The sequence below is a fragment of the Leeia oryzae DSM 17879 genome (genome assembly GCF_000376945.1).
Classification (GTDB): domain Bacteria; phylum Pseudomonadota; class Gammaproteobacteria; order Burkholderiales; family Leeiaceae; genus Leeia; species Leeia oryzae.
Genome location: NZ_AQXU01000014.1, coordinates 62,607 through 85,555 on the forward strand (window position 1 = coordinate 62,607; position 22,949 = coordinate 85,555).

General features: G+C 53.2%; 22 protein-coding genes. 10 read left to right on the forward strand and 12 right to left on the reverse strand.

Annotation, left to right across the window (positions count from 1 at the left end; translation table 11 throughout):
- Nucleotides 1-331: 331 nt before the first annotated feature.
- The 3 genes from fliD to F552_RS0102440 form a co-directional block, all read right to left on the reverse strand.
- Nucleotides 332-1,345, reverse strand: a complete 1,014-nt coding sequence (fliD, locus tag F552_RS0102430) for a flagellar filament capping protein FliD (RefSeq protein ID WP_018150125.1) — start codon at nt 1,343-1,345, stop codon at nt 332-334.
- A 341-nt stretch (nt 1,346-1,686) separates the two neighbouring features.
- Entirely contained in the window at nt 1,687-2,814 is a 1,128-nt protein-coding gene (locus F552_RS19880; RefSeq protein WP_018150126.1) for a hypothetical protein, read from the reverse strand.
- A gap of 5 nt (nt 2,815-2,819) precedes the next feature.
- On the reverse strand, nt 2,820-3,230 hold the full coding sequence (locus F552_RS0102440; protein WP_018150127.1) for a lysozyme inhibitor LprI family protein: 411 nt from the start codon (nt 3,228-3,230) through the stop codon (nt 2,820-2,822).
- 160 nt (nt 3,231-3,390) lie between these two features.
- Between F552_RS0102440 and F552_RS0102445 the strand changes: the two genes are divergently transcribed.
- Nucleotides 3,391-4,446 carry an RNA methyltransferase gene (locus F552_RS0102445; protein WP_018150128.1) on the forward strand — a complete coding sequence of 352 codons (1,056 nt, stop codon included), beginning with the start codon at nt 3,391-3,393 and terminating at the stop codon, nt 4,444-4,446.
- 152 nt (nt 4,447-4,598) lie between these two features.
- Here the strand turns inward: F552_RS0102445 and F552_RS0102450 are convergent, their stop codons facing one another.
- The 6 genes from F552_RS0102450 to F552_RS18280 all read right to left on the reverse strand — a co-directional run bounded on the left by F552_RS0102450 (nt 4,599) and on the right by F552_RS18280 (nt 11,017).
- On the reverse strand, nt 4,599-5,252 hold the full coding sequence (locus F552_RS0102450) for an OmpH family outer membrane protein (protein ID WP_018150129.1): 654 nt from the start codon (nt 5,250-5,252) through the stop codon (nt 4,599-4,601).
- A 78-nt stretch (nt 5,253-5,330) separates the two neighbouring features.
- Nucleotides 5,331-6,041, reverse strand: a complete 711-nt coding sequence (locus tag F552_RS0102455; protein WP_245546644.1) for a restriction endonuclease — start codon at nt 6,039-6,041, stop codon at nt 5,331-5,333.
- Nucleotides 6,042-6,416: 375 nt separating this feature from the next.
- The gene (locus tag F552_RS19885; RefSeq protein WP_169333557.1) at nt 6,417-7,169 is read right to left on the reverse strand and encodes a restriction endonuclease; all 753 of its coding nucleotides are present in this window, start codon (nt 7,167-7,169) and stop codon (nt 6,417-6,419) included.
- A 235-nt stretch (nt 7,170-7,404) separates the two neighbouring features.
- On the reverse strand, nt 7,405-8,730 hold the full coding sequence (locus tag F552_RS0102470; protein ID WP_156802203.1) for a hypothetical protein: 1,326 nt from the start codon (nt 8,728-8,730) through the stop codon (nt 7,405-7,407).
- Between the two features lie 89 nt (nt 8,731-8,819).
- Nucleotides 8,820-9,443: a hypothetical protein gene (locus F552_RS0102475; protein WP_018150134.1), complete on the reverse strand. Its 624-nt coding sequence runs from the start codon at nt 9,441-9,443 to the stop codon at nt 8,820-8,822.
- A 353-nt stretch (nt 9,444-9,796) separates the two neighbouring features.
- Nucleotides 9,797-11,017, reverse strand: coding sequence for an MFS transporter (locus F552_RS18280; protein ID WP_018150135.1), 1,221 nt, complete (start codon nt 11,015-11,017; stop codon nt 9,797-9,799).
- A gap of 98 nt (nt 11,018-11,115) precedes the next feature.
- On the opposite strand from F552_RS18280, the gene F552_RS0102485 reads away from it, so the two are divergent.
- The 5 genes from F552_RS0102485 (at nt 11,116) to F552_RS0102505 (ending at nt 14,847) form a co-directional block, all read left to right on the forward strand.
- Nucleotides 11,116-12,018: a LysR family transcriptional regulator gene (locus F552_RS0102485; protein WP_018150136.1), complete on the forward strand. Its 903-nt coding sequence runs from the start codon at nt 11,116-11,118 to the stop codon at nt 12,016-12,018.
- Between the two features lie 156 nt (nt 12,019-12,174).
- Entirely contained in the window at nt 12,175-12,582 is a 408-nt protein-coding gene (locus tag F552_RS0102490) for a DUF3224 domain-containing protein (RefSeq protein ID WP_018150137.1), read from the forward strand.
- Between the two features lie 34 nt (nt 12,583-12,616).
- On the forward strand, nt 12,617-13,225 hold the full coding sequence (locus F552_RS0102495; protein ID WP_026182330.1) for a glutathione S-transferase family protein: 609 nt from the start codon (nt 12,617-12,619) through the stop codon (nt 13,223-13,225).
- A 36-nt stretch (nt 13,226-13,261) separates the two neighbouring features.
- Nucleotides 13,262-14,074 (forward strand): ATP-binding cassette domain-containing protein, encoded by an 813-nt coding sequence (locus tag F552_RS0102500; protein ID WP_018150139.1) that lies wholly within the window; start codon nt 13,262-13,264, stop codon nt 14,072-14,074.
- Nucleotides 14,074-14,847: an ABC transporter permease gene (locus tag F552_RS0102505; protein WP_018150140.1), complete on the forward strand. Its 774-nt coding sequence runs from the start codon at nt 14,074-14,076 to the stop codon at nt 14,845-14,847. Before F552_RS0102500 ends, F552_RS0102505 begins: the two co-directional genes overlap by 1 nt.
- A 108-nt stretch (nt 14,848-14,955) precedes the next feature.
- Here the strand turns inward: F552_RS0102505 and F552_RS0102510 are convergent, their stop codons facing one another.
- Nucleotides 14,956-16,092 carry a type III PLP-dependent enzyme gene (locus F552_RS0102510; protein ID WP_018150141.1) on the reverse strand — a complete coding sequence of 379 codons (1,137 nt, stop codon included), beginning with the start codon at nt 16,090-16,092 and terminating at the stop codon, nt 14,956-14,958.
- 134 nt (nt 16,093-16,226) lie between these two features.
- Nucleotides 16,227-16,919, reverse strand: coding sequence for a DUF1345 domain-containing protein (locus F552_RS0102515; protein ID WP_018150142.1), 693 nt, complete (start codon nt 16,917-16,919; stop codon nt 16,227-16,229).
- A gap of 162 nt (nt 16,920-17,081) precedes the next feature.
- On the opposite strand from F552_RS0102515, the gene F552_RS0102520 reads away from it, so the two are divergent.
- Together F552_RS0102520 and F552_RS0102525 are read left to right on the forward strand one after the other, a co-directional pair.
- Nucleotides 17,082-17,384 (forward strand): ArsR/SmtB family transcription factor, encoded by a 303-nt coding sequence (locus F552_RS0102520; RefSeq protein WP_245546645.1) that lies wholly within the window; start codon nt 17,082-17,084, stop codon nt 17,382-17,384.
- Nucleotides 17,384-18,373, forward strand: a complete 990-nt coding sequence (locus tag F552_RS0102525) for a cation diffusion facilitator family transporter (protein WP_018150144.1) — start codon at nt 17,384-17,386, stop codon at nt 18,371-18,373. Before F552_RS0102520 ends, F552_RS0102525 begins: the two co-directional genes overlap by 1 nt.
- Before the next feature lie 95 nt (nt 18,374-18,468).
- Here the strand turns inward: F552_RS0102525 and F552_RS18285 are convergent, their stop codons facing one another.
- Nucleotides 18,469-20,085, reverse strand: coding sequence for a methyl-accepting chemotaxis protein (locus F552_RS18285; protein ID WP_018150145.1), 1,617 nt, complete (start codon nt 20,083-20,085; stop codon nt 18,469-18,471).
- Nucleotides 20,086-20,376: 291 nt separating this feature from the next.
- Between F552_RS18285 and F552_RS0102535 the strand changes: the two genes are divergently transcribed.
- Together F552_RS0102535 and F552_RS19890 are read left to right on the forward strand one after the other, a co-directional pair.
- Nucleotides 20,377-21,021: a glutathione S-transferase family protein gene (locus tag F552_RS0102535; RefSeq protein WP_018150146.1), complete on the forward strand. Its 645-nt coding sequence runs from the start codon at nt 20,377-20,379 to the stop codon at nt 21,019-21,021.
- Between the two features lie 2 nt (nt 21,022-21,023).
- Entirely contained in the window at nt 21,024-22,937 is a 1,914-nt protein-coding gene (locus F552_RS19890) for an ATP-binding protein (RefSeq protein ID WP_018150147.1), read from the forward strand.
- The last annotated feature ends 12 nt before the right edge of the window (nt 22,938-22,949 follow it).

Genomic DNA, 22,949 nt, shown 5'->3' on the forward strand with positions numbered 1-22,949 from the left:
TGATATGTGATTGTGTCATGTTTTTCAGTTAAAGCTGAATATTTACAAATATAAATCTGGTTTGCTACCTTGCTTAGTAAACCAGATTTGGAAGTGAACATCCTTATAAACCCCTGTCTGGGGCCACCTATTGCTGTGGTGGCTATTGAACATGCTCAGGGGTATACCATTGGTGGTTTTACTACATTTGCGATCTTGATCCAAATGTCGTTGAACTCGTCACATTGTCAGTGAATGAGACTCATCTTTTCCCCGATTTGTGAATAGTTGTTAACCTTTTGGGCTGCCTATTTCGACGAGGTGCGCATTTGAACAAACCGCAGGTAGAACGTCAAGTGGTCTGATCCGTCACCGGTAGCGGCTTGCCATAATGCTGCTGGTACCAGGCCAGGGCATCGGCGAGCGCGCCCGTCGGAGCTGCGGTGTCTCCGGTCCCGAACTCGGCAGCGAGGTCCGTCTGGTGGTCATCAATGTACTGGATAGCTCGGTTGAGATTATCCATTCGATTGGACAGGAAGTTATGATCGGCGGTGAGCCGGTCCGATACCTTGTCAAACCGTTCGCTAAATGCCTGTAGCGCATCAACGGTCCCCTGCTTGTTGTTGGTCAACGTTGCATCCAGCTTGGTCGTATCCAGGCTGGCGTGGCCGGTCTGCGGGTCGATGGTCAGCCCGAGATCGCTCAGCCCATGCAGTCCATCGGAAGCACCGTAGAAGCGGTCTTTCAATGTGTGGTTCAGCCCGTTCAGTGCCACTTCAGCCGCCTGGACATTGGCCAGTACGCCACCTTTCTTCACATCTGGGCCAAACCGGTCCACCCAGTTGTTGTACTGGTCGACGCATGCCTGCAGATTGCTCTTGATAGTGGCGTTGTCGGTACTGGTAGTTATGCCGCTCAGGCCCGCAACCTGCTGCTGCAACTGGCCAATGGCGGTCTTCATCTGGTCCAGCTCGGCAAACTGAGCTTTGTATTGAACAGAAGCCTGGTTGATGATGCTCATCATCTGGTAACCAGATTCCGGATCTTTGAGTGTCTTGATGCGACCTGGTGCCAGCAGACCATGCACGTTGTTGACGTGGTTGAGCATAGATAGCAAGTTGGTCGCGCTGGTCTGTGTGGTGGAGGTTTGGGCTCCGGTGATCGCATCGATGCCACTGCTGTCGGCGGAGGACGAGCCGGTGAGCTGCCCCATGACCTGAGACTGGATGCCGGCCATGTAAGCGGCAAAGCTCACCTGTGGGTTGGTGCTTGCCGCCCCGGCGGTGAGGCTCGAAAGCTTCTCGTTGTTAAGACGATTAAGCAGGAACCGGGTGATGCCGGAATCCGTGATGTTGTTGTTCGACATGATGGTCTCCTGAGGGAGAGGGAATGTTCGTCCCGACCGTATTGCCTAAGTGACGGTGTGTGGACGTTCTTGGTACTGTTGATCTAAGCAAGAATTGCACCAGTACCGCACTACGGGATTGCATTCAAGGCAGGACGGCGCTTCCGGATGGCCTTACACGCTTGTTGTTTGGTTATAACCAACCCGCTACCCGGCAACCGGCAAAAACTGCCGGTCTGGCTCATCCCCCTACATGTTTTTTATCGATGAGACGGCGTAAATTCTGTCGTTACACTGCGAATTTTGGGGCAAGCACCGGTTTGCCATGCACCATGGCAAACCGGTTTGGGCGAAGAGCCGACTTACAGGCTCCGGTGAGGGGTAGGTTGCTGCTGTAATGATGGCGGCTGGGCGTGCATGTGCGCCTGATCCGGGTGGTTGTTTGTCATGGGCGGTTTGACCGCATCAGCAATTTTGATCTGAATATCCTTGAACTCGTCACATTGTCCGTGGATGAGGCCTTTTTCCTGGTTGGTAAACAGGTAGTCGACCTTCTTGGCGCCCATGTCGTGCGCTTGCTGGGTGATATTGATCATAAGATTGTGCTTTTCTGCCGGATGCAGCGTTGGCAGGTCTTTGTGCATCAAATCATGCACTTGCTGGTACAGGTGCTGGAGACCTTCGGGCACCGGCGGCAAGTGCGGGGTCTTCTCGCTGGCATGCGCCAGTGCAGTGGGATGGCGCTGCAGGCTGGTAGCGGATGCCTGTTTGGCCGCGGGTTCTGAATGCGGTTTCTCTTGGTGCGGGGGGGTATTCTCTGCGTGGATGAGGTCCTGAGCGTTAAACACTTGCTTGATGTTGTGGATGCGTCTGTCGCTATCATCCCGATGTTTAACACCATATTTGGTATGGTCGCGAAAATGCTTGATGTCATCAATATCCAGTGTATCGCTTGCGGAGATGGTTTTACCGGTGGTGCTGCTGTGGTAACTCTCGCCTGACACATAGGCGGTAAAACCGGGGCCAAAGGAGCCATATTGGTTTTTATAGTCGATCAGAGCCATAGCCAGCATGTTGTCCTGGCGGATGGTGCTTGCATGCACCGGATTTTTCTTATCTACGTTACCAATCAACTGTTCCAGGCTATGCATCTGTTTGTCGAATTGCTGTCTGGAAAAGGTTTCCATCTCTGCCTGCGGGATCTGGCTGAGTTTATGGTTGAGTGCTGAAAGCTGGTGTTTGTCCAGACCGCCATGCTGCGAGAGTGCCTTGATATCGTGGTCGGTAAAGTCATGTGTTTTCAGAAATTTGCGAGCGTCTGCATGCGCGCCAACATCATATTGTGCCATACCAAAGCTGTAAGTGCTGTTGGCCTTCTGTGCATAGCTGAACCGGGCGGCCTGCTGCGGGTTAGCTTCATTCAGGGACATCACCTGTTTATAGTCTTCCCAGAGCTTGTCTTGTTGTGCTTCCGTAAAGTGTTTGCTCATGGGGCTTAATCCTGGGTGAAGTAGTCATACAGGTCTTGCAGGTCATGGGCACGCAGGATACTGCGATCCAGTTGGCAGAATGCATACTGGATACCTTGATTAAACCCGCTACCAAATGCCTCTGCATTGGCGGAGCAATCTGCCTGCACATAAGCCACCCAGCTGGCTTGCCCGTTGCGAACGCCTTTGAGCGCTGTCGGGTTATTTTTTACGACCTTGTTCAGCTTGTTGATGGTGTTCTGCATTTTGCTTTGGTAACGGTTTATTTGCTGCTCAAGGCAGTTGGCCTGATCATTGCGTCCGCCGCATAGTTTGTCGGCTGTGGGCAGGTTCTGATACGGGGTGTACTCCGCGAAGGACATGGTGGTGGTAGCAAGGCAAAAGATGCCTGCCAGGATGTGTTTTGAAGTCAGCATGGTAAAAGTGAGTCCGGATATAAAATAGGAACCGGATTCTAAATGTCATAAGCATAAAATGTCAATGTCATTGATATGGGAAGCGGCCGTGTAGCGAGCTGATTCATCAAATCAGCCGCTTGCGGTACCATACGTTTCTGACTGTCTTTAGAAGTTGCATATGCGTATTCAGGAACTCCATCAATCCCTTGCTGATATCGGCGCACGTCCCTGCCATATCGGACGCATTAACCGGGCATGGCTCAAAGGCCTGCCACTGGATACTGGAACCCGGTACCAGAAGGGTGAGGACTATTTCCCGCTGTCAGTACGCCATGGCTTGCCGCCGATCGTGGCGCAAGTGGAGGGCTTGGCGCGCATTCATTCGCAGCATACGGCGGTGGATGGATCGCTACGCTTGCTGGTTGCCTTAGGGGATGGGCAGATGGTAGAGAGCGTACTCTTGCCGCGCGATGGCTTGTGTGTTTCCAGTCAGGTCGGTTGTGCCGTTGGTTGCACCTTCTGCATGACCGGAAAATCCGGCCTGCTGCGGCAGTTGGGAAGTGCGGAGATTGCTGCGCAAGTCGTGCTTGCCCGGCGGATTCGTCCGGTCAAGAAAGTGGTGTTCATGGGTATGGGTGAGCCTGCTCACAATCTGGACAATGTGCTGGATGCAATCAATCTGCTGGGGACGGATGGCAATATCGGCCACAAAAATCTGGTGTTTTCTAGCGTAGGCGACCCGCGCGTGTTCGAGCGTCTGCCACAGCAACGGGTTAAACCTGCGCTGGCATTGTCGCTGCATACCACTCGTGCAGATCTGCGTGCCCAGTTGTTGCCGCGTGCACCGCGCATAGACCCTGTCGACTTGATAGAGCAGGGGGATGCCAATGCCCGGCAAGTCGGTTATCCCATTCAATACCAATGGACGCTACTGGCAGGCATTAACGATACCCAGGAAGAAATGGATGCCATCATCCGTTTGCTGAAAGGGCGCTATGGCATCCTGAACCTGATTCCTTATAACAGCCAGGAAGAAGACAGCTTCCAGCGCCCGTCCAGCGAGCGCATTGATGCCATGAAGCGCTACTTGCACGATAGTGGCGTGTTGACCAAAATCCGTGATTCAGCCGGTCAGGACATTGACGGCGGTTGTGGCCAGTTGCGTGCCAGAGCGGCTGGTGTGGTAGATACGAGTAGGCTGCGGAAACGAGTGAGTGCTCAGCCTCCGGAGTAAACCGTACCGAAAGGCTTGCCAGACTGACGGTGCTTGGTGGGTATTGGGCTGTTTCTTTCGCCATGCACTCGCGATTTTGCGCCAGTGGATCCATCCCGTTGGGCCTGCTTCTTCGGTTCTGCACGTTACAGCTTCTGACGCACATGCCAGAGCTATTGCGGGTCTTTCGGGATGGGATGCTGGTCGATATAGTTGGCCAGTTCGTCTGTTACATCCAGTATCTGCATGTCGGCATTAAAGAGAATGCTGTCATTGTTTTTGGACAAAATGAGTCTGTAGCCTTTTTCTTTGGCAAATGCTTCCATGACCTTATCCATGGCATTTTTGGAGATGGTTCTCAAATCCATGTCGAAGCGGCTTTTCTTTTCTGACAATTTGTTAAGCGCCATCATTTTCTCGCGCATTTGCATTACCAGCGGATCATTGTTGGCTTGTTGCATGCACAATTGCATGTCACGGTATTTTTGCATGGAGGCTTGCCCCGCGTTTTCATCCAGAGACAGGGTGGATGAGGTTGAGCGGTTGATTTCTGGCGTACATTTGCTTCTGGCCACCGACTCTGCCTGAGACTGAATGCGCTGAAGTTCCATACGCTGACGCATCAGTTCTTCATCATCTCCAATTTCTGCAGGGTAAGGGTTGTTCTTCTTGATCGCGGTGTTAATCAGATTGTCGATTTTGTATCTGTCGACAACTACCCACGGGTGTGCGGGTTCAGTGGCGGTCAGTTTATCCAGTTTGCAGCCCGAGAGGCCAAGCAACAAGGTTGAAATCAGAAGGCTGGTTTTAAAAGTGGCGTGATTCATCTTTGTGTACTCATGGTGATAGAGGATGAAGGTAATAACAAAAGGGTAAGGGTCAATGCAGGAAGATACCGGGACACGTTACCCCAGCTTTCGCACCCCTTTGCAACCCGGAAACAGGCTGCAACCCCAAAACTGTTTACCGGCTTGGGCACCCTTGCTGGCGGTGCGTAATACCATCTTGTTATTACAGACCGGGCAGGCTGGCGATTCATCTGTGTTGGCTTGTATTTGCGGAACCACAATCTTGGGCATTGGTTTGCCGGCCATAGCCAATACCTTATCCGCCGGGACGAGCTTGATTGATCTGCCTTCCGCAAAATCATGTGCATCTTGTGTGAAACCACCTGAGGCAACGACAAACCCTCCAACGGCTCCTTGCGAAGTCATCACGCCAAAGAGCTCACGTACGGTTGCGACACCTACTTTTCTGGTTTTCCAGTGTTTACACTGAACCAGATAAAGGTCTTTACCCATAGAGAGCCTTAGGTCAACCCCGCCGTCGGGTTGATTGCCACCTTGCAGATCCACCTTATAACCTTGCTCCCGAAAGAGCGCTGCACAGAGGTGCTCAAATTCTCGCCATGACATGTTGTCCAGCGTCTCTTTGGTTGGGGCACCTTTTAAATGGGTAGAGAGGCTGCTTTGTTTTTTGCGCTGTATGAGAGACAACAGAGCACCAAGTCCGAATACTGCCGGGATCAGGTATTGTCCGATAGAAACGAAGATGCTGAGTAGCGAGTGGGTTAGCATGCCGGAAATATCAGGCAGCCCTTTTGCATTGGTTGCCACTGGCGTAGGTATTGCGAGCGTACCTGCATAGTGATGCAGGATAAAGTAGCTCAATAGGGTGATGAGCAGGCTGACTTGCCAGGGCAGTTTGATGGCGACAGATAGCAACTCATCCAGTAAGGCGTGGTTTCTTCTTGGCATAAGCAGGGGATACGCATGTTTAAACATTCATTCTGGCTTATGACTGTAAAAAATGCCAATGACAATTATCAATTGTCATGAAAGGATGCTGATGTACTTCTTGCGCGATCTGGTTTTTTTGATCTGGAAGGAAGCTGAATTAGTACGTTTCTGGTGGCTATCACGTTGTGCCATCCACCAGAAACTGTGACAAAGCGAATGTTATTGTGTAATTGGCCTGGTTTAACGTGCGTGTCACGGTTGCTTTTGGCCAGTAACCAGCATCAGTTTTCGTGTGTCTGGTGCTGCATCTTCTGTACCGTTGCAGGTAGAGAACTTGCCACATTGCCAGCATGATCCCGCCACGTGGGTGGCATTGCTGTTTGTTTCGGTAGAAATTGGCGGGATATAGGCAGGGCATATATAAGGGGTAGAGACCATGGCTGACTGGTTGGGATCTGGTACACGCTTTCCGACCATGCCAAACACTTCGCTGACAGGCGTCAGCTCGATATGTCGGCTTCTGGCCAGGGTTTTGGCCAGCGGCGTAAATTGCCCCAGCGTGACAATAAACCCGCCAATAGCGCCCGCTGCGGTCATGGCGTCTGAAAGTTCGTTAACTTCAGCCAGATCAATCTGGCGGGTTTTCCAGTGCTTGCTTTGCGCAAGATACACATTTGTCCCTTTTTTTAACCTGAGTGTGGTTCCTTCATTTGTATTGGTTTCTTCTGGTGCACAGACCTGATAGCCCCGGCTGTTGTAAAGCGAGGTACACATGTGCTCGAAAACCCACCAGGATAATTTACTCAGCGCCTCCTTGTCTGGCGATCTGGTCGCCATTGGCAGGGAAACCGCCTTGGCTGGCTCCTTTGCCCGCAGGAGCAAAGCGACTGCCTGAATGACAAAGAAGGCAGGTACCAGGTACTGGCCCATATAGGCCGTTTGTTGCCAGAACGTGGCAGGCGTCGTATCTGATGGTACTACTGCCAGATAATAGCGATGCAGCATGAAGTAGCTGACCATTGCAATGATGAGGCTGGATAGCCAAGCTTGTCTGGCGAGATACCGGATTACCGCGTAAAGACGTGAATGAGACGTTATGATCATGTCAGAAAATAAAATAGGTTAATGACATTTTCATTTTGGTACATGTTTTGAAAAAATGCCAATAGCAATTTTCAAATGTCATAAAAAAATGATACATGCGGTGCTATCGAATGACAGATCTGGTGTGTGGGTGAAATTACATATTGCGAACTGGTGCTGCATGCGCAGGGGAGGATGGCTTCTGCTGAGGTTCTACAGGTTGCACTGGCTCTGTGACGGGTTTAATCGCATCTTCCACTTTTAGCCGAATATCCTTGAACTCATCACACTGGCCTAAAATGAGCCCCTTTTCAGGATTGAGAATCAGGTAGTCAATTTTGTTGGCTCTCAGGTCGTACGCCTGTTGAGCAACATGGGTGATCAGATTATGTTTTTCAGCCTCGGATAATACAGTCAGGGATTTGCCTATCTGAGTATCTACTTGTTTATAAAGGGGTTTCAAATAGTCAGGGACATCCGACTCAAACTGTTTTTTGTCACGAGTCAGTATCTGTTCCACATCAAGTGCAGAAGTATTGGTTTTTAAACCGAATGTGGTAAAGCTATCTTGTGTTGTTTTGTCCCAACCTTGATATTTGCTCAGAGTGGAAAAATCGGTGACAACTGCAGTGATTTGGTTTTCTGAGTGGAGGATTCTGCCTGCATCGGGGCCATGTTGTGGATCAGGATGCACACCCAATGCCCGTTTCTGGAATTCAAGATTACCGGCTTCGATAGCTTTGTCAGGGTCATTGCGGTAATCGGCAAAACCTGTGCGATGGATGAATTTGTTGGCCAGATAATTGCCTGTTAGTGAGCCAGATAGGCTTTCAAGGGGGGTGTTGGTAATCACCTCTTTGAGTGGTGCCAGCTTTGGGTCCTGCATAATCTCGATAAGATGATATACACCGGTTTTTGTGTTGGCATACGCATCATGAAAGTAATGTGGCTGTTGCTGAACCCAACTATCTAATTGTGAAATTGTCTGCACATGACCATGGTTGATATCCTGGATTAGATGATGGGCAACAGCAGGATTTTGGTTGTATACCTTCATAACTGCAGATTCAAATATCATTCTGTCTTCAACTGTTGCGTGTTGCAACGCTGGGCTGTTGTGAATGGCTTGAGCTTGATATGTCAATTTATCAATATGTGTAATGGCTCCATTATTGATGTATTGTTGGCCGCTATCTGATTTGAGAAATGAATCCAATTTTAAATGGGTATCGTGATTCAAGGGTTTTCCATGCTGTGCTCTTATTTCGTTACCGTTTCGTTTTAGGTCTGTGATGGCTTGATGTTCTGCCTGAGATGATAAGGGTATTGCATGCCCGTTACGTGCCCACGTTTGATATGCGGCAATCAACGGGGCTACCTCGTCATTTCTCTGCCCAAGATCGACTTGTAACAATCCTACCGAATAGCCACTGTTGTCGGCAGGGTGCAAGCTATGTCCTGCCAAGAGCTGTGAAGGCATCATGCCTGCTAGTGCAAGCGAGTAGGAGGCGTATCAACCTTCTGTGCCATATCCGATAGCAAGTAGTGCTTGTAGTAGTTCTTTGGATGAGTTCATGGGCTTACCAATTGCAAGTGGTTGCAGTTAATAAGATCATCGATGCGGACCTTGATGACACTATTGAGACTAGCGTCAATCAGATAGGTAACGCCAGATGCTGAATTGAGGGTTGAGCCAGTGATTTCTAGTGGGCCTCTGGAGGACAAGATGGGGTGGAGCTCAATTCCGTTTGTTGAGTTCTGCTCTGTATCATGCTTGATCAGACAGCTGTAATGGTCGTGGCTGCAGACGTCGATTATGTATGAAATGACTTTTCCGAATGTATTTTTCTCGAAACCGCCCGGGGCTTTATAAAACAGATGCCCCTGGTTGACGATGTGTTTCCCGTGAGGACCTATCAGGTAGCGTATCGTGCTATCTGTCGTAAAGCGGGAGATCTTTAGCTTGTGTACGGTATTTGTATCTGTAAACCAGGCGGAATTGTCATTTTTGACCAGGATGGCCAAATCTTTTTGTTGATTGGGGATAACGACTTCGTTGGCTTCGAACGGATAAATGATTGCCTCGCAGGCCTTAGGGGCTGCGCTGAGCGTAGTTGATAGTATTGCCAGTGTTGCGAGAGCCAGAAGCTGTAAATGAGGCTTGGTATGTTGTGTGGCGAAGGCGGTTTTGTACATTTTATGATATTTTCATATTGGGTGTGCGGATATTACATGCGGGGTAATGTGAATGTCAAAGACATATTTTGAGGGTGTTTTACGTCATGTTTGATGGATGTTGCTACGCTCCATCTACCCTAAGGGTTACATTTGGATTGCAAATGATGTGTAGAAAATGGGGACCATTGATCCAATTGGTAGTTGTTCAGCTTCAGTTTTAGTTTTTGTTTCAACATGGCGTGCGCTGAGGCAGGGGGGCGTAGCCATATCCACCAGACGGTAGTGGAAGGGCAGGTATATTGCGCGGGCAATGCGAATGAGATGGTGGTTACGTCAGTTTCTGCTTTGACGTAACCATCCGGAGAGCCTGATCAGGCTTGAGAGCGGAGCATGCGCGGGGCGGGCGGGTTGATGGCGCGATTGAGGTAGGCGAGGCAGACAATCCCCATGCTGGCGATGCCGATCCACCCGAGGGATGGATGCCCCCAGGCGAGCGTTGTCTGGTATAGCCAGCCGCTGATCATGTAACCAAGCCCGCCGGAAATGGCCATGCCGATGCTGTTAAAGCCGAGGTAGGCGCCGCGCAGGCGCGGGTCCAGGCGTCTGGCGGTGGATTCCTGCAGGGCGGGGTCGCCGATAACCACACCAACGGTAAAGATGGCGAGGGATGTCCACAATAGGGCTGGCGTGCTGGCCATGCTGGTCAGCAACAGGCCGAGGATCATGGCGGACATGGCTGTTTGCAGACGGGATTCGCTGGACCATCTGCCGACACTCCAGTGGGCAATCGGGTATTGCAGACTGAGCGTGAGGATGGCTTCGAGCGTGTACATCCAGGCGACGGATGACTGGTGCCCGGTAATGCGTGTGACCAGCAGCGGCAGGGTGGACATCATTTGCAGCCACAGTAGCCAAAAGCCGGACCCGGCCAGCGAGAACATCACGAAATTCTTGTCTTTCCAGACCTGACGCAAACCGGCCAGCAGGTCGTCTTGCCGGACACCGACACGGAAGGGTGGCAACAGCCACAGTGTCAGGATCGAAGCAATAAAGAAACTGCATGCACCGGCGTAAGCGACCCAGCGGAAATCGAAGGCGAGCAGCCATCCGCCCAGTGCTGCGCCACTACAGGTACCTACGGTACCAAGTGTGCCCAGCAGGGCATAGAAATGCGCACGTTCTTTAGAACGGGTCAGCTTGACGATGACTGCACTCTTGGGCGAATCAAACAAGGCGCCACCCAGCCCGGCGACCAGGCAGGAGAGCATGAGCAGGGAGATGGAGTCTGCATGGGCAAAAATCAGGAAAGAAATACCACGTAGCGCCAGCCCGGCCGTAATCAGCGGTTTGGCGCCGATCCGGTCTGCATAGGCCCCTGCCAGCACGGTGAGCCCTTGCTGGGTGAAGGTGCGCAAGGCCAGGCCCGCTGTGACCAGCGCGGCGGACCAGCCCAGATTATCGACATAATGGACGGTGATCATCGGGAACAGCAGATAGAAACCGATGATGACCAAGAGGTTATCGATCAGGACCAGCCATTGGGCGCGCTTGCGGACCAGGTTGGGTAGGTTGGTATTGGGTTCTTGCTTCATGAGCTTAACAACATGCTGATTAATTAAGTTGTCAGTGTAGGGAGGAGTTAAGATATTATCTATACGGATTACTGTTATATCTTCTATAAAGAAATCGTATGACTATTTCGCTGGATGATTTGCGTCTGCTGCAAGAGGTGGCAAGCACGGGCAGCTTTAGCAAGGCCGCAGCCAACATGAGTTGTTCGCAACCTCAGATCAGCATACGCATTGCGCAGCTGGAAGCCTATTTTGCGGCAACCCTGTTTGAACGGCACCGGCGCGGGGTAACGGCGACATCTGCCTGCCAGGTCCTGCTGCCCTACGCGCAACGGGCGTTAGAGCAAGTCGAAAACGGACGTCTGGCCTTGCGTGGTGCACCGACCACACCCAAGGTCACCATCGGCAGCTTGCCGTCGCTGGCGCACACCATGTTTTCTCCCTTGCTGGCCAAACTGGCCGATGCCCCCATCGAAATTTCCTGTACTACCGGGCATTCCAATGAAATCATGCGCCAGATTCTGGATGACAGTGTGCAGGTGGGGTTTGTGCTGGATGCACCGGCCATTGCCGGTTTGCAGCTGGAAATGCTGTGGAAAAGCCCGATTATCTGTGTGGCAGCAGCAGGGCACCCGCTGGCGGGCCGCAAGTCATTAAAGCTGGCAGAGGTGGCGGGGTATCGTCTGGCGCCGCAGGACTGGGGCGATGATGAATGCGATGCCTTGCTGGCATCCATCCGCAGTTTAAGAACGGCAGCCATGCCCCTGCACCGCGTTGCACCGGCCAGTGCGGCCCGTGCGCTGGTGCTGGAGCAGGGTTTTATCTCGTTCATGCCGGAGGTCACGGTGGTACGCGAACTCCGTGCCGGGACGGTGGTACGGTTGCCGGTAACGGATTTGCCCCGCTGGTACTGGCAAATCATGATGGCGTACCGCCCGGGCAAAACCATGCTGCCTGCAAAAACCTTGTTGATTGAAGCGGCACGCGAGCTGGCCAGAACCCTGAGGCCGGATGTTGCTTAAACCGGGGACTTATGGCGAGTATCGATATCAGCCGGGGCAGGGGGATCGCAGCGTACAGGCGGGTTTAGCACTATATTGTCATAGATACCCCGGTAATGATTCGTCATTATGCTAGAGTTTGAATCTGAAGGCATAAAACCAACAGGAGCAGAAACGATGGCGACCCTGCATGCATCCGGGCTATTTGACGTAAAACTTCAGCCGGAACCCTTGAGCGTGGCGGCCGTGCATACCGGTATAGGACGGATGTCGCTCGACAAGGTGTTTCATGGCGAGCTGGAGGCGGTAAGCCATGGCGAAATGCTGGCATTCAAAACCCATGTGCAAGGCTCGGCGGGGTATGTGGCGCTAGAAAAGGTGACCGGTAAACTGGGTGGCCTGACGGGTAGTTTTGTGCTGCAGCACAGTTCCACCATGGATCATGGCATCCCGACGCAATCCATTACGGTGGTGCCGGATTCTGGCACCGACCGGCTGACGGGGCTGACAGGTGCCATGGTGATCAGCATCACTGATGGTCAGCACAGTTACCAGTTTGACTACGTGCTGCCGACTAAAGGGTGATTCGGTTTGTGCAGTCATCTTCCGGGAGGGAAGCATGCAACTCTATGGTGGCACAGGTTCGGGACATTCGTTCAAGGTAAGGTCCTTTTTATTGCTGGCGGATATCCCCCATGTATATCACTGGGTTGATCTTGATCTGCCCCGGCATGCGCGACGGCCGGACTTTTTGATGGCCAGCAAGTTTGGCGAGGTGCCGGTACTGATGGATGATGGTCATGCCATGTGCCAGTCCAATGCCATTTTGATGTATCTGGCACGTAAAACCGGGCAATACGGTGGCCATGCTGATGAGTGGCAAACGGTGCTGGAATGGCTTTGCTGGGAGTCTAACCGGATCGGGTTCAGCGTGCCGAATCTCCGGTATGCCAAACGGTGGGAGCCTCAGCCTGTCGATGTTGAAACCTATTTGCAGAACAGAGCACAGGCGGACTTGAGCGCGCTGGACAAAGCACTGTCACAACAGGCGTTTCTGCTCCCGTCCGGTCTGACCATTGCTGATCTCAGTTGTTCCGCATATTTGTTCTGGTTGCATGAAGCTGGTTTGACGCTTGCCGATTATCCGCATGTTGAACGCTGGTTACATGCAATCCGGCAATTGCCGGGCTGGGCGCATCCGGATGAGGCACTATTGCCTACCGCCTGACCCGGCTTTACCCTTTCATGATGAAAGTCCAACCTCATGGTGCATGCAGTCACTGAGTTTGCCATTGAAACCAAGGGTCTTACCCGGAATTTTGGCAGTTTTTGTGCGCTGGATCATTTGAATTTGCAAATCCCGTCGCAGTGCATCTTTGGTTTGTTGGGGCCAAATGGCGCAGGCAAAACCACGCTGATCAAAATGCTGACGACGTTGCTTGCACCAAGTAGTGGCGCTGCAACTGTTGCCGGTTTTGATGTGGTGTCCCAGCCTGTCGAGGTGCGCCGCCGTATTGGCTACGTCCCCCAGATGCTGTCGGCAGATGGCGCACTGACGGCGATTGAGAATCTGACGCTGTCTGCCAGTCTGTATGGTTTGCGTGGCGCCGTGCGCAAACAGCGTATTGACGATGCCTTGCAGTTTTCAGGGCTGATGGCCGCGGCGGATCATCTGGTAAAGACGTATTCTGGCGGGATGATACGCCGGCTGGAGATTGCGCAGGCGACCTTGCACCAGCCAGAGATTCTGGTCCTGGATGAACCTACCATTGGTCTGGACCCTGTGGCCCGCAGGACAGTCTGGGACCGGCTGAAAGCCCTGAAGGCATCGACCGGCATGACGATCCTGATCACGACACATGACATGGAAGAGGCAGATTTTCTGTGCGATGAACTGGCGATTTTGCACCAGGGGCAGCTGGGGGTGATCGGGGCACCCGCAATGCTCAAACAGCAGATCGGGCCGGAGGCAACGCTGAGCGATGTATTTGTTGCGCACAGCGGTGTTACGCTGGAGGAGGGTGGCCATTACAGTGATATCCGGCTGACGCGCGGCACAGCCAAAAGGTTAGGGTAATGCAGAATCGTTATGTGTATTCGACCCTGGCTATTGCCAATACCGAAATCCGCAAACTGATGCGCGACCCGACCGAGCTATTTTCGCGGGCCGTACAACCCGTCTTGTGGCTGGCGATATTCGGGCAGGTATTTAGCCGGGTAAAGGGCATCCCGATTGGCGGATTGGCGTATCTGGACTTCATGGCCCCGGGCATTCTGGCACAAAGCATCTTGTTTACCTCTATCTTCTATGGCATCGCGATCATCTGGGAACGCGACATGGGCATTGTCCATAAGCTGTTGGTGACCCCGGCGCCCAGAGTGACATTGGTGCTGGGCAAGGCGCTGGCAGCGGGCGCCCGGGGGCTGGTGCAGGCCATTGTGGTGTATCTGGTCGCCATTGCACTGCATATTGGCATTCGCTGGGATCTGGACGCCATGCTGTGCGTCGCGGCGGCGGTTTTCCTGGGCGCATGCATATTTTCGACGTTTTCGCTGATGATCGCCTGTCTGGTGAAAACCCGTGAAAAATTCATGGGCATCGGGCAGGTGCTGACCATGCCGCTGTTTTTTGCCTCCAATGCCATATATCCGATCGAGATCATGCCGCACTGGCTGAAACTGATTGCCATCATGAACCCGCTGACGTATCTGGTCGATGTGCTTCGGCATTTCATGATTACGGGCGGGCATAGCAATTACCCGGTGGTCATCAGCTTTGGCGTGATGGTGACGGTATTTCTGGTGTTGCTGGGCGTGGCATCCCGGTTGTATCCGGGGCTGGTACGTTAAGGCATATCGGCCGGTTTCCCAGTCACTACCACCACGCAAAAAGACGACCCCGGCACGTGCATGCCGGGATCGTCTTTTGATTCATGACACTAGTGGGGCCACGGCTGATCAAACAACCAGGACATCCGGTAACGGAAAGCCGTTGAAGGTGCCGGCACAGGCATTGCTGTAGGCGCCTGCATTGCGGACATATACCATATCCCCCTCGACCAGATCTTCCGGCAGTTGTTGCGAACGGGTGCAGATGTCCATTGAATCACAGGTGGGGCCTGCGACCGTCCATTCGGTCATGGCACCGGTTTTATCGGTGCGGAAGTCGTATTCGATGCCGGTAATGCTTTCCAGCAGGCCATTGAAGACGCCGCAGTCCAGATACGCCCAGCGGCTACCCTGACGCGAGGTAATGCCGATGACCTTGCAGACCAGATAGCCGGCGTCAGAAACCAGAAACCGGCCAGGTTCGGCGATGATCTGGATGTCTGCCGGTACTTGTGCCAGAGAGGATTCGATTTCTTTGGCAATGGCCCAGATGGACGGAATGGCTTCGGTATGCTCTACCGGGAAACCGCCCCCCAGGTTAAGCAGACGGGGTGTCAGCCCGGCGGCGCGCATTTGGGCAAAGGTTTCCAGCGCGGCGTTGATGCCAATGTTCCAGTTGTCCGGGTTCAGACACTGTGAACCCGCGTGAAAGGTGGCGCCGGCCAGATCGGCCCCCAGTTTGACGGCCTCGGTAATGATGCGGGTGACGTCTTCCGGAAACGCACCGAACTTGCCAGACAGCTTGACGGTCGAGCCTTCATTGCTGGTATGCAGACGCAGGTAATAAGAGGCATTGGGTGCCAGTTGATGAATCTTGCGCAGTTCTTCTACCGAATCAATCACATACCATTGCACGCCAGCCGCGACGGCGGCCTGGATGGCTTCTTGTGCCTTGACCGGGTTGCTGTAAAACAGTTCGCGGGCGGGGACGCCCAGGTCTAGCATTTGCCGGAGCTCTGCCGGGGAGGCAAATTCAAAACCTGCACCTTCATCCCGCAGGATGGTGAGTACTTCCGGATGCGGGTTGGATTTGATGGCAAAGTGCGGACGCACGCGCGGTAGCGCATCCTTAAAGCGGCGCACTTTTTCTCGGAGTACGCTGCTGTCGATGAACAGGAACGGGTTCTGGTAGCCATTGCGCAGGGCGTCTTTCACCAGTGCAAAATCCGCTTGAACTTCTTTGGTTGGATCAAATACCCGGCCCATGATTACTCCTGTCTGATGAGCAAATGCAAGTTAGTTTGTGAAAAAATTTATAACAATTTTCATGAAAAAAAGCAATGATTTTTTCAATTCAGGGTTCGTCTGCACTTGATATGCGATGGTTAGTGTGCAAAACCCTAGATCAGACCGGAAGCAATATTGATGGTTAATGCCAGCAAGGTCGTATTAAAAAAGAAGGCCAGAACACAGTGGAGCAGGCCAATGCGGCGCATGCGGGCAGAAGTGAAACTGATATCTGCTGTTTGGCCGCTGGTGCCGATCACACAGGCAAAATACAAAAAATCTCCGTAATCCGGGGTGTCTGTATCGGGGAAAGATAATCCGCCAGATTCACCTTTGCCAATGGCTATGTAGTAATCGTGCGCGTAATGCAGTGCAAACATCAGGTGGGTAAATGCCCACGAGGTTGCAATGGTCAGCGCGGTCAGCAGCACGTGACTAACGCGCAATGTGCCATGCATGTCTTTGACGACACCCAGCTCGGCAACAATGGCCCCCAGCGTGGCCAATGCAGCAATCATCACCAGAATCAGGATGGCCCAGCGGCCTTCATCCTGCTGTCTTGCCCGGCTGCGCATTTTTTCATGCGATGAGTAAAACATCATCCTGCCAGCCAGCAGCAGGTACAGTATGGCGCCACTGTTCCAGCCAATAATCATACGGGTAACGTCGTGCAGGGCCAGCGCTCTGGGTAGCAGCAGGGTGACCATCGTGCCGGCAAGGACGGATATCCACAATCTGGGGCGGGCGCGCAGTTGTCGCCACAGCAATAAACGGTGAGGGCGGTTTGTATGGTTGATAGTGGTCATCAAGGCGTAACCTGTCATCAAAGGGCGAACCTTGCCAGTCTATCAAGCAGATGAGCATCCTGCATGCAAATACGTGTACTGCCGGATGGTGCAAGTCCTGGTTGTATATGGGTGCAATATAACTTAACATATGAACATATATTCATATGTTAAGTTATGACCATGACCTCAGAAAATCACATCATGCTGCTGGCAGACCTGTTCCGCTTGCTGGGCGATACGACCCGCCTGCGTATCGTGCTGGCATGTCTGGATGCCCCCATTGCCGTCAATGACATTGCGACCCGGTTGGCGTTGAGCAGTTCGCTGGTGAGCCATCATTTGCGCTTATTGCGCGCAGCCAGAATCCTGAAGGCGGACCGACAGGGCAAACAGGTCTTTTACAGTGCGGCAGACCAGCATATTTCGGGCGTACTAGCAGATATGCTGGCGCATATTGCCGAACCGGCAGGGGAGGAAGTCTGATGGCACATCACCATGATCATCATGCGCATGACCACCAACATGACCATGCGCACCATGGGCATGCACATCATCATCACCATGCAGGCCCCGGGCAGTTTGGCAGGGCATTTGCGCTAGCCATTACGCTCAATACATTATTTGTGGCGGTAGAGTTTGCTTATGGTGTACTGGCCAACTCGACCGCGCTGATGGCCGACGCGGGCCATAACCTGTCTGATGTCTTGGGGCTGGTGCTGGCATGGGGGGCAGACCGCTTGTCGCAGAAAGTGCCTAATCACCGTTATACCTATGGCTTGCGCAGTTCGTCCATTCTGGCCGCGCTGGCAAATGCGCTGTTTCTGCTATTTGCCTGTGGCGCCATTGCCTGGGAGGCGGCACAGCGGTTTTATGCACCCCCTGCCGTGGCGGGGGGGACGGTGATGCTGGTTGCCGGGGTCGGGATTGTCATTAACGGCCTGTCTGCCTGGCTGTTTGTGAAAGGCAGCAAGGGTGACCTGAACATTCGCGGCGCGTACCTGCACATGCTGGCGGATGCCGCTGTCTCGCTCGGCGTGGTCATTGCCGGGCTGGTGATCCTGCAAACCGGTTGGTTCTGGCTAGACCCGGCCATTAGTCTGGTCATTGTACTGGTAATCATTGCAGGCACATGGGGGCTGCTAAAAGAATCCATGCGCCTCGCCTTGCATGCCGTGCCGGATCATCTGCAGATTGCGGATGTCGAGACCTTTTTGCTGCAATATCCGGGTGTTACCGGGGTGCATGACCTGCATGTGTGGGGGATGAGTACGACGGAGACGGCCTTGACGGCTCATCTGGTAATGGCCGACCCGCAGCTGAATGATGACCGGCTGGATGATATTGCCGCGGCGTTGAAACAGCGTTTTACGATTCATCATGCCACCCTGCAAATCGAACAGGGCACACGCCAGCATGAATGCTCCCTGTTAGCCCATGCGGCTAGTCATGCCAAAGTGGATCACCTTCACTAGATGCCCTGCTGATCACAGACGCAAAACAGCCCCGACTATACGACTTCGGGGCTGTTTTACCGGGGGTAACGGGGCAGGGTGCCTTTATCGTTTCTTTATAGCTTATATTGCTGCAGGATGCTGATTTGCCGGTTGGCCAGTTCGTCCAGGGTAGACGCCGTGGCGGCGGTCTGGCTCGCGGCGGCGCTGGCTTCTTCGGTCATCTGGGCGATACGCTCTATCTGCACGGCGATATTGTTACTGGCCACGCTTTGTTCGCTGATGGCGTTAGAAATATCCTGTACCTTGCCGGCCGTATTGCCGGCTGACTGGCCGATTTGCTGAATCGCCTGGTCGGCATCATCCGCGCGGACAACACTGGTATTCACAATATTGACGGCGGATTCCATCTGCTGTTTGGCCTCTTGCGAGAACTGGCGCATGGCTGCAATCGTCGTGGCAATTTCTTGCGTGGAACTGGCAGTACGTTCTGCCAGTTTGCGGACTTCATCGGCCACCACGGCAAAACCGCGCCCCTGCTCACCGGCCCGCGCCGCTTCAATGGCGGCATTCAGTGCCAGCAGGTTGGTCTGATCGGCCACTTCCTTGATCACGGCCACCACATTGCTGATCTGTGTACTCTGGTTATCCAGTTCTTCGATTTTGCTGGCCGTCGACGTCACGGAACTGGCAATTTGCCGGATATCGGCCACGGTACTACTGATGGTGCGCGAGCCGCTGTCTGCCAGCTCGCCGGAGTTTTGTGCCAATAGCAGCGTTTCACCCGCTTGCTCGGCAACATGATTAATGCTGACCGTCATTTCCTCGACCGTCGCCGCCACGTTGGCCGATGCTTCGCTCTGGGCATTGGAAGCAGTAGATACCTGTCTGGCGTTATCCGCCATCTGACGGGCATTCTCGGCGACATCCCTGGCGCCCTGCATGATGCTGTTCAGGTTGCCTTGCATCCGTTCAAGCAGGCGGTTAAGCGCCGTGATGGTATCGCCCACTTCGTCGTTGCTTTCCACTTTGGCGCGTTGGGTAAAGTCGAGCGACTGGCTGACCGTGTCCACCGTGGTGCGGAGCGAGTTCAGGCCATTGCGGATGATGCTATAGAGGCGCCAGGCAAAAAAGCTGGTCAGTAGCAGGGCGGCAACAATCAGGCTAAGCGTGAGGATGGTGGCAAACCGTTGGGCATTGTCTGCATCGACCATATCCTTTTTGGCCAATTCATTGTTGTATTCAATATGGGCTTTAAAAGCGTCTATCACCGCCTTGATTTTGGGTGGTGCTTCTGTAGAGGCTATCTTTTGCGCGGTAGCATTATCCCCGGCTTTGGAGGCATCCAGCACACGGCGCATGACCGTCCGGTATGCGGCGACGGTGGCAATATCTGCTTCCACCATCTCCTTATCCTTCGGGTCCGTTACCATGGTGTCACGATAAACGCTGAGGTTTTTATCCAGCTCATCATTGAAGCCTGTTATGGCATTTTCATATTGCTGCTTGCTTGCGGGGTCAGTAGAAATGATATGGTTGAGTACATTGGTACGTACTTGTAACAAGTCTGCTTTGGCATCGTTGATCAGCGTGATGCTGGGAATGGTGTTTTCAAAGGTATTATCCAGTTCACCGCTGATCCGATGGATTTGAGTCAGCCCGGTAACACCGACAGCCACCATGCCGCCCAAGGCAATGGCAAACGAAATGACGGTTCTTTTGGCGATATTCATGAGACAACCCCTGATGTAATACAAGTTTCGACACGATGATGTGTTTTGTGACTTGTTTATAGCGGTTAAAATCCGGAATTACAACTAACCGGCCAGTCAGATATCTGATTTAACACTATTTAAACATTTGCCCAAGCAGGTAATTCCTATGCATATCAAGGGTGCCTGGATGAAACCGTCTGTGTTTACTATGCTTGAGCATCAGTACAAACGCTGATCAAACACAAATGATCGCCGGTTGAGTGTGCGTATCATCTAAAATACGATTGACCACCTTCATGGATAAGCCTGATGACCGTTACCCTCTACCAGCTCCCCTACAGCCATTACAGTTCCAAAGTCAAAATCGTACTTGCGGAAAAGGGCATCCCGTTTGAAGCGCCAGCCATTACCTTTGCCTGGCCAAGCTCCCCTGAGGGGCTGGCCGTGAATCCGCTCGGTAAAGTGCCGTTTCTGGTGGATGGTGATGTCAGGCTAGGGGAGTCGGAAGTCATTGCCGAGTATCTGGAAGACGCCTATCCCGAACCGGCTCTGCTGCCTGTGGATGTCAGGCAGCGGGCAAAATCCCGCTGGTTGTCGCGGTTTCATGATTTGTACCTCGGGCCGCAACTGACGACATTATATGTTGCCTTGTCGGATGGCCGGGCGCAGCAGCCCGGTTTCGGACAAGAAGTAGACCGTTTGTATGAACTGCTGGCGTTGCTGGAAAGCCAGATTGAGCCCGCACCGTATTTTCTTGGCGAGCAGTTTACGCTGGCCGATGCCAGCTTTGCCCTGTCTTATGTGTACATCGTGATGCTGTCCGGTGCGCATGGACGGCCGGTTGACGAAGCCCGCGACATGCCAAAACTGAGCCGCTGGTATGCCGCGGTCAGCCAGCGGCCGTCGGTCGCCAAGGTCATCGACGCTGCAAAAGCGGCTTTGTCAGGGTCCTGATCGTGTCCGGATTAATCCCGTTTTCTGCCCTGTCGGCCTATGAGTGGCTGGATACCCCCATGTGGTGTTTTGATCTGGGGCAGCGAAAAATGTTCTGGGCCAATGCTGCCGCTATCAGCGCCTGGAATGCGAGTTCTTTGCAGGAGCTGCAAAAGCGGGATTATTCTGATATTTCCGAGACTACCGAGACACGGCTAAAAGCCGACATGACGACCCATGCCAACGGGCAAACCACCCGGGAGCAATGGACGCTGTACCCCAAGGGCAAGCCGATGACCATCACGGCCCATGGATTTGGGGTGTTATTGCCGGATGGGCGTGCCGGTATTCTGTACGAGGGCATTCCGGTACCGGATACCTATGAACCTAGCGTACTGCGCGGCATCGAGGCTATCCAGTACACCAACGTCCGGATATGCCTGTATGACCTGCAAGGACGTTGCCTGATGCGTAACCCGGCGGCCGTCAGTGCTTTCGGGGTGGTCGGACACAATAACGCCAATGACGCCTTCGAGCGTCTGTTTGCGCCGCCTGCCATCGCACGGGATATCCTGAACGCATTGCAGGCAGGCAAGGACTTCAGCGCCGAGGTAGAGCTCAATACGCTGCAAGGCATTGTCTGGCATGGTCTGGATGCGAGGCAAGTCACAGACCCGGTGACCGGCCAACCGGTCATCCTGATCAATGCGCGGGACATTTCCGACCTGAAACAGGTTGAATACGAACTTCGCCTGGCCAAAGAGGCGGCCGAAACCGCCAGTCTGGCAAAAAGCCGTTTTCTGGCCACCATGTCGCATGAAATCCGTACTCCGATGAACGGGGTGCTCGGCATGGCGCAACTGCTGCTGGATGACAATACGTCTGCTGAAGAGCGCAAAGACTACGCAAGGGTCATTCTCAGTTCTGGTCAGACCCTCTTGACCTTGCTGAACGAGATTCTGGACCTTTCCAAGGTAGAAGCAGGCAAACTGGAGCTGGAAGACGCTCCGTTTGAAATTCACGCCTTGCTGGATGATACCTCCCGGATTTTCCGCGAAAGCATCAAGAAAAAAGCCTTGCAGTACGAGTGTCACTGGGCAGGCGCTGCATCTGCCCGCTACCGGGGGGATGCAAACCGGATCCGGCAGATGCTCTCTAACCTGGTCGGGAATGCGGTCAAATTTACCGATCAGGGTTTTATCCGGGTGAACGTGCAGGAAGTCGAGTCCGATGGCCAGACGGCCTTGCTTGAGTTTTCCGTGACAGACAGTGGCATTGGCCTGTCAGATGCACAGACCCGCATGCTGTTTAAACCGTTTACTCAAGGCGACAGTTCTACCACACGCAAATATGGCGGGACCGGACTTGGCTTGTCTATCGTCAAGAGCTTGTCAGAGCTGATGCAAGGCAGTGTCGGCGTGAAAAGTGCATTTGGACAAGGGGCGTGTTTCTGGTTCCGCATCCGGGTGGGCTGCATGCTTGAAGGGGAGAATATGATTTCTGGTGCACAACCAGGTAGTAGTGCCAGCGTGATGCCGGCCTTGGCATCCGCGATCCGGGTATTGCTGGTCGACGATAACCTGATTAACCGTACGGTTATCGAAGCCATGCTGCGCAAGCACGGCATGGAGATTCAATCGGTTGAAAATGGCCAGGAGGCGGTTGAGCGGATTCAGTCCGGTGCTCTGCCGGATATTATCCTGATGGATTGTCAGATGCCGGTCATGGATGGTTTTGAAGCTACCCGGGCCATTCGTCACTGGGAAGCAGAGGCTGGAGATGGTCGGCACTTGCCGATTGTGGCATTGACGGCCGATGCGTTTCAGGAAGACCGTGATCGCTGCCTTCAGTCCGGCATGGACGACTATCTGGCCAAGCCGGTCAAGATACAAGACCTGATGACGGTGATTCGTGGCTGGTGTCCGGCATCAACCTGATGCCGGGGGGCA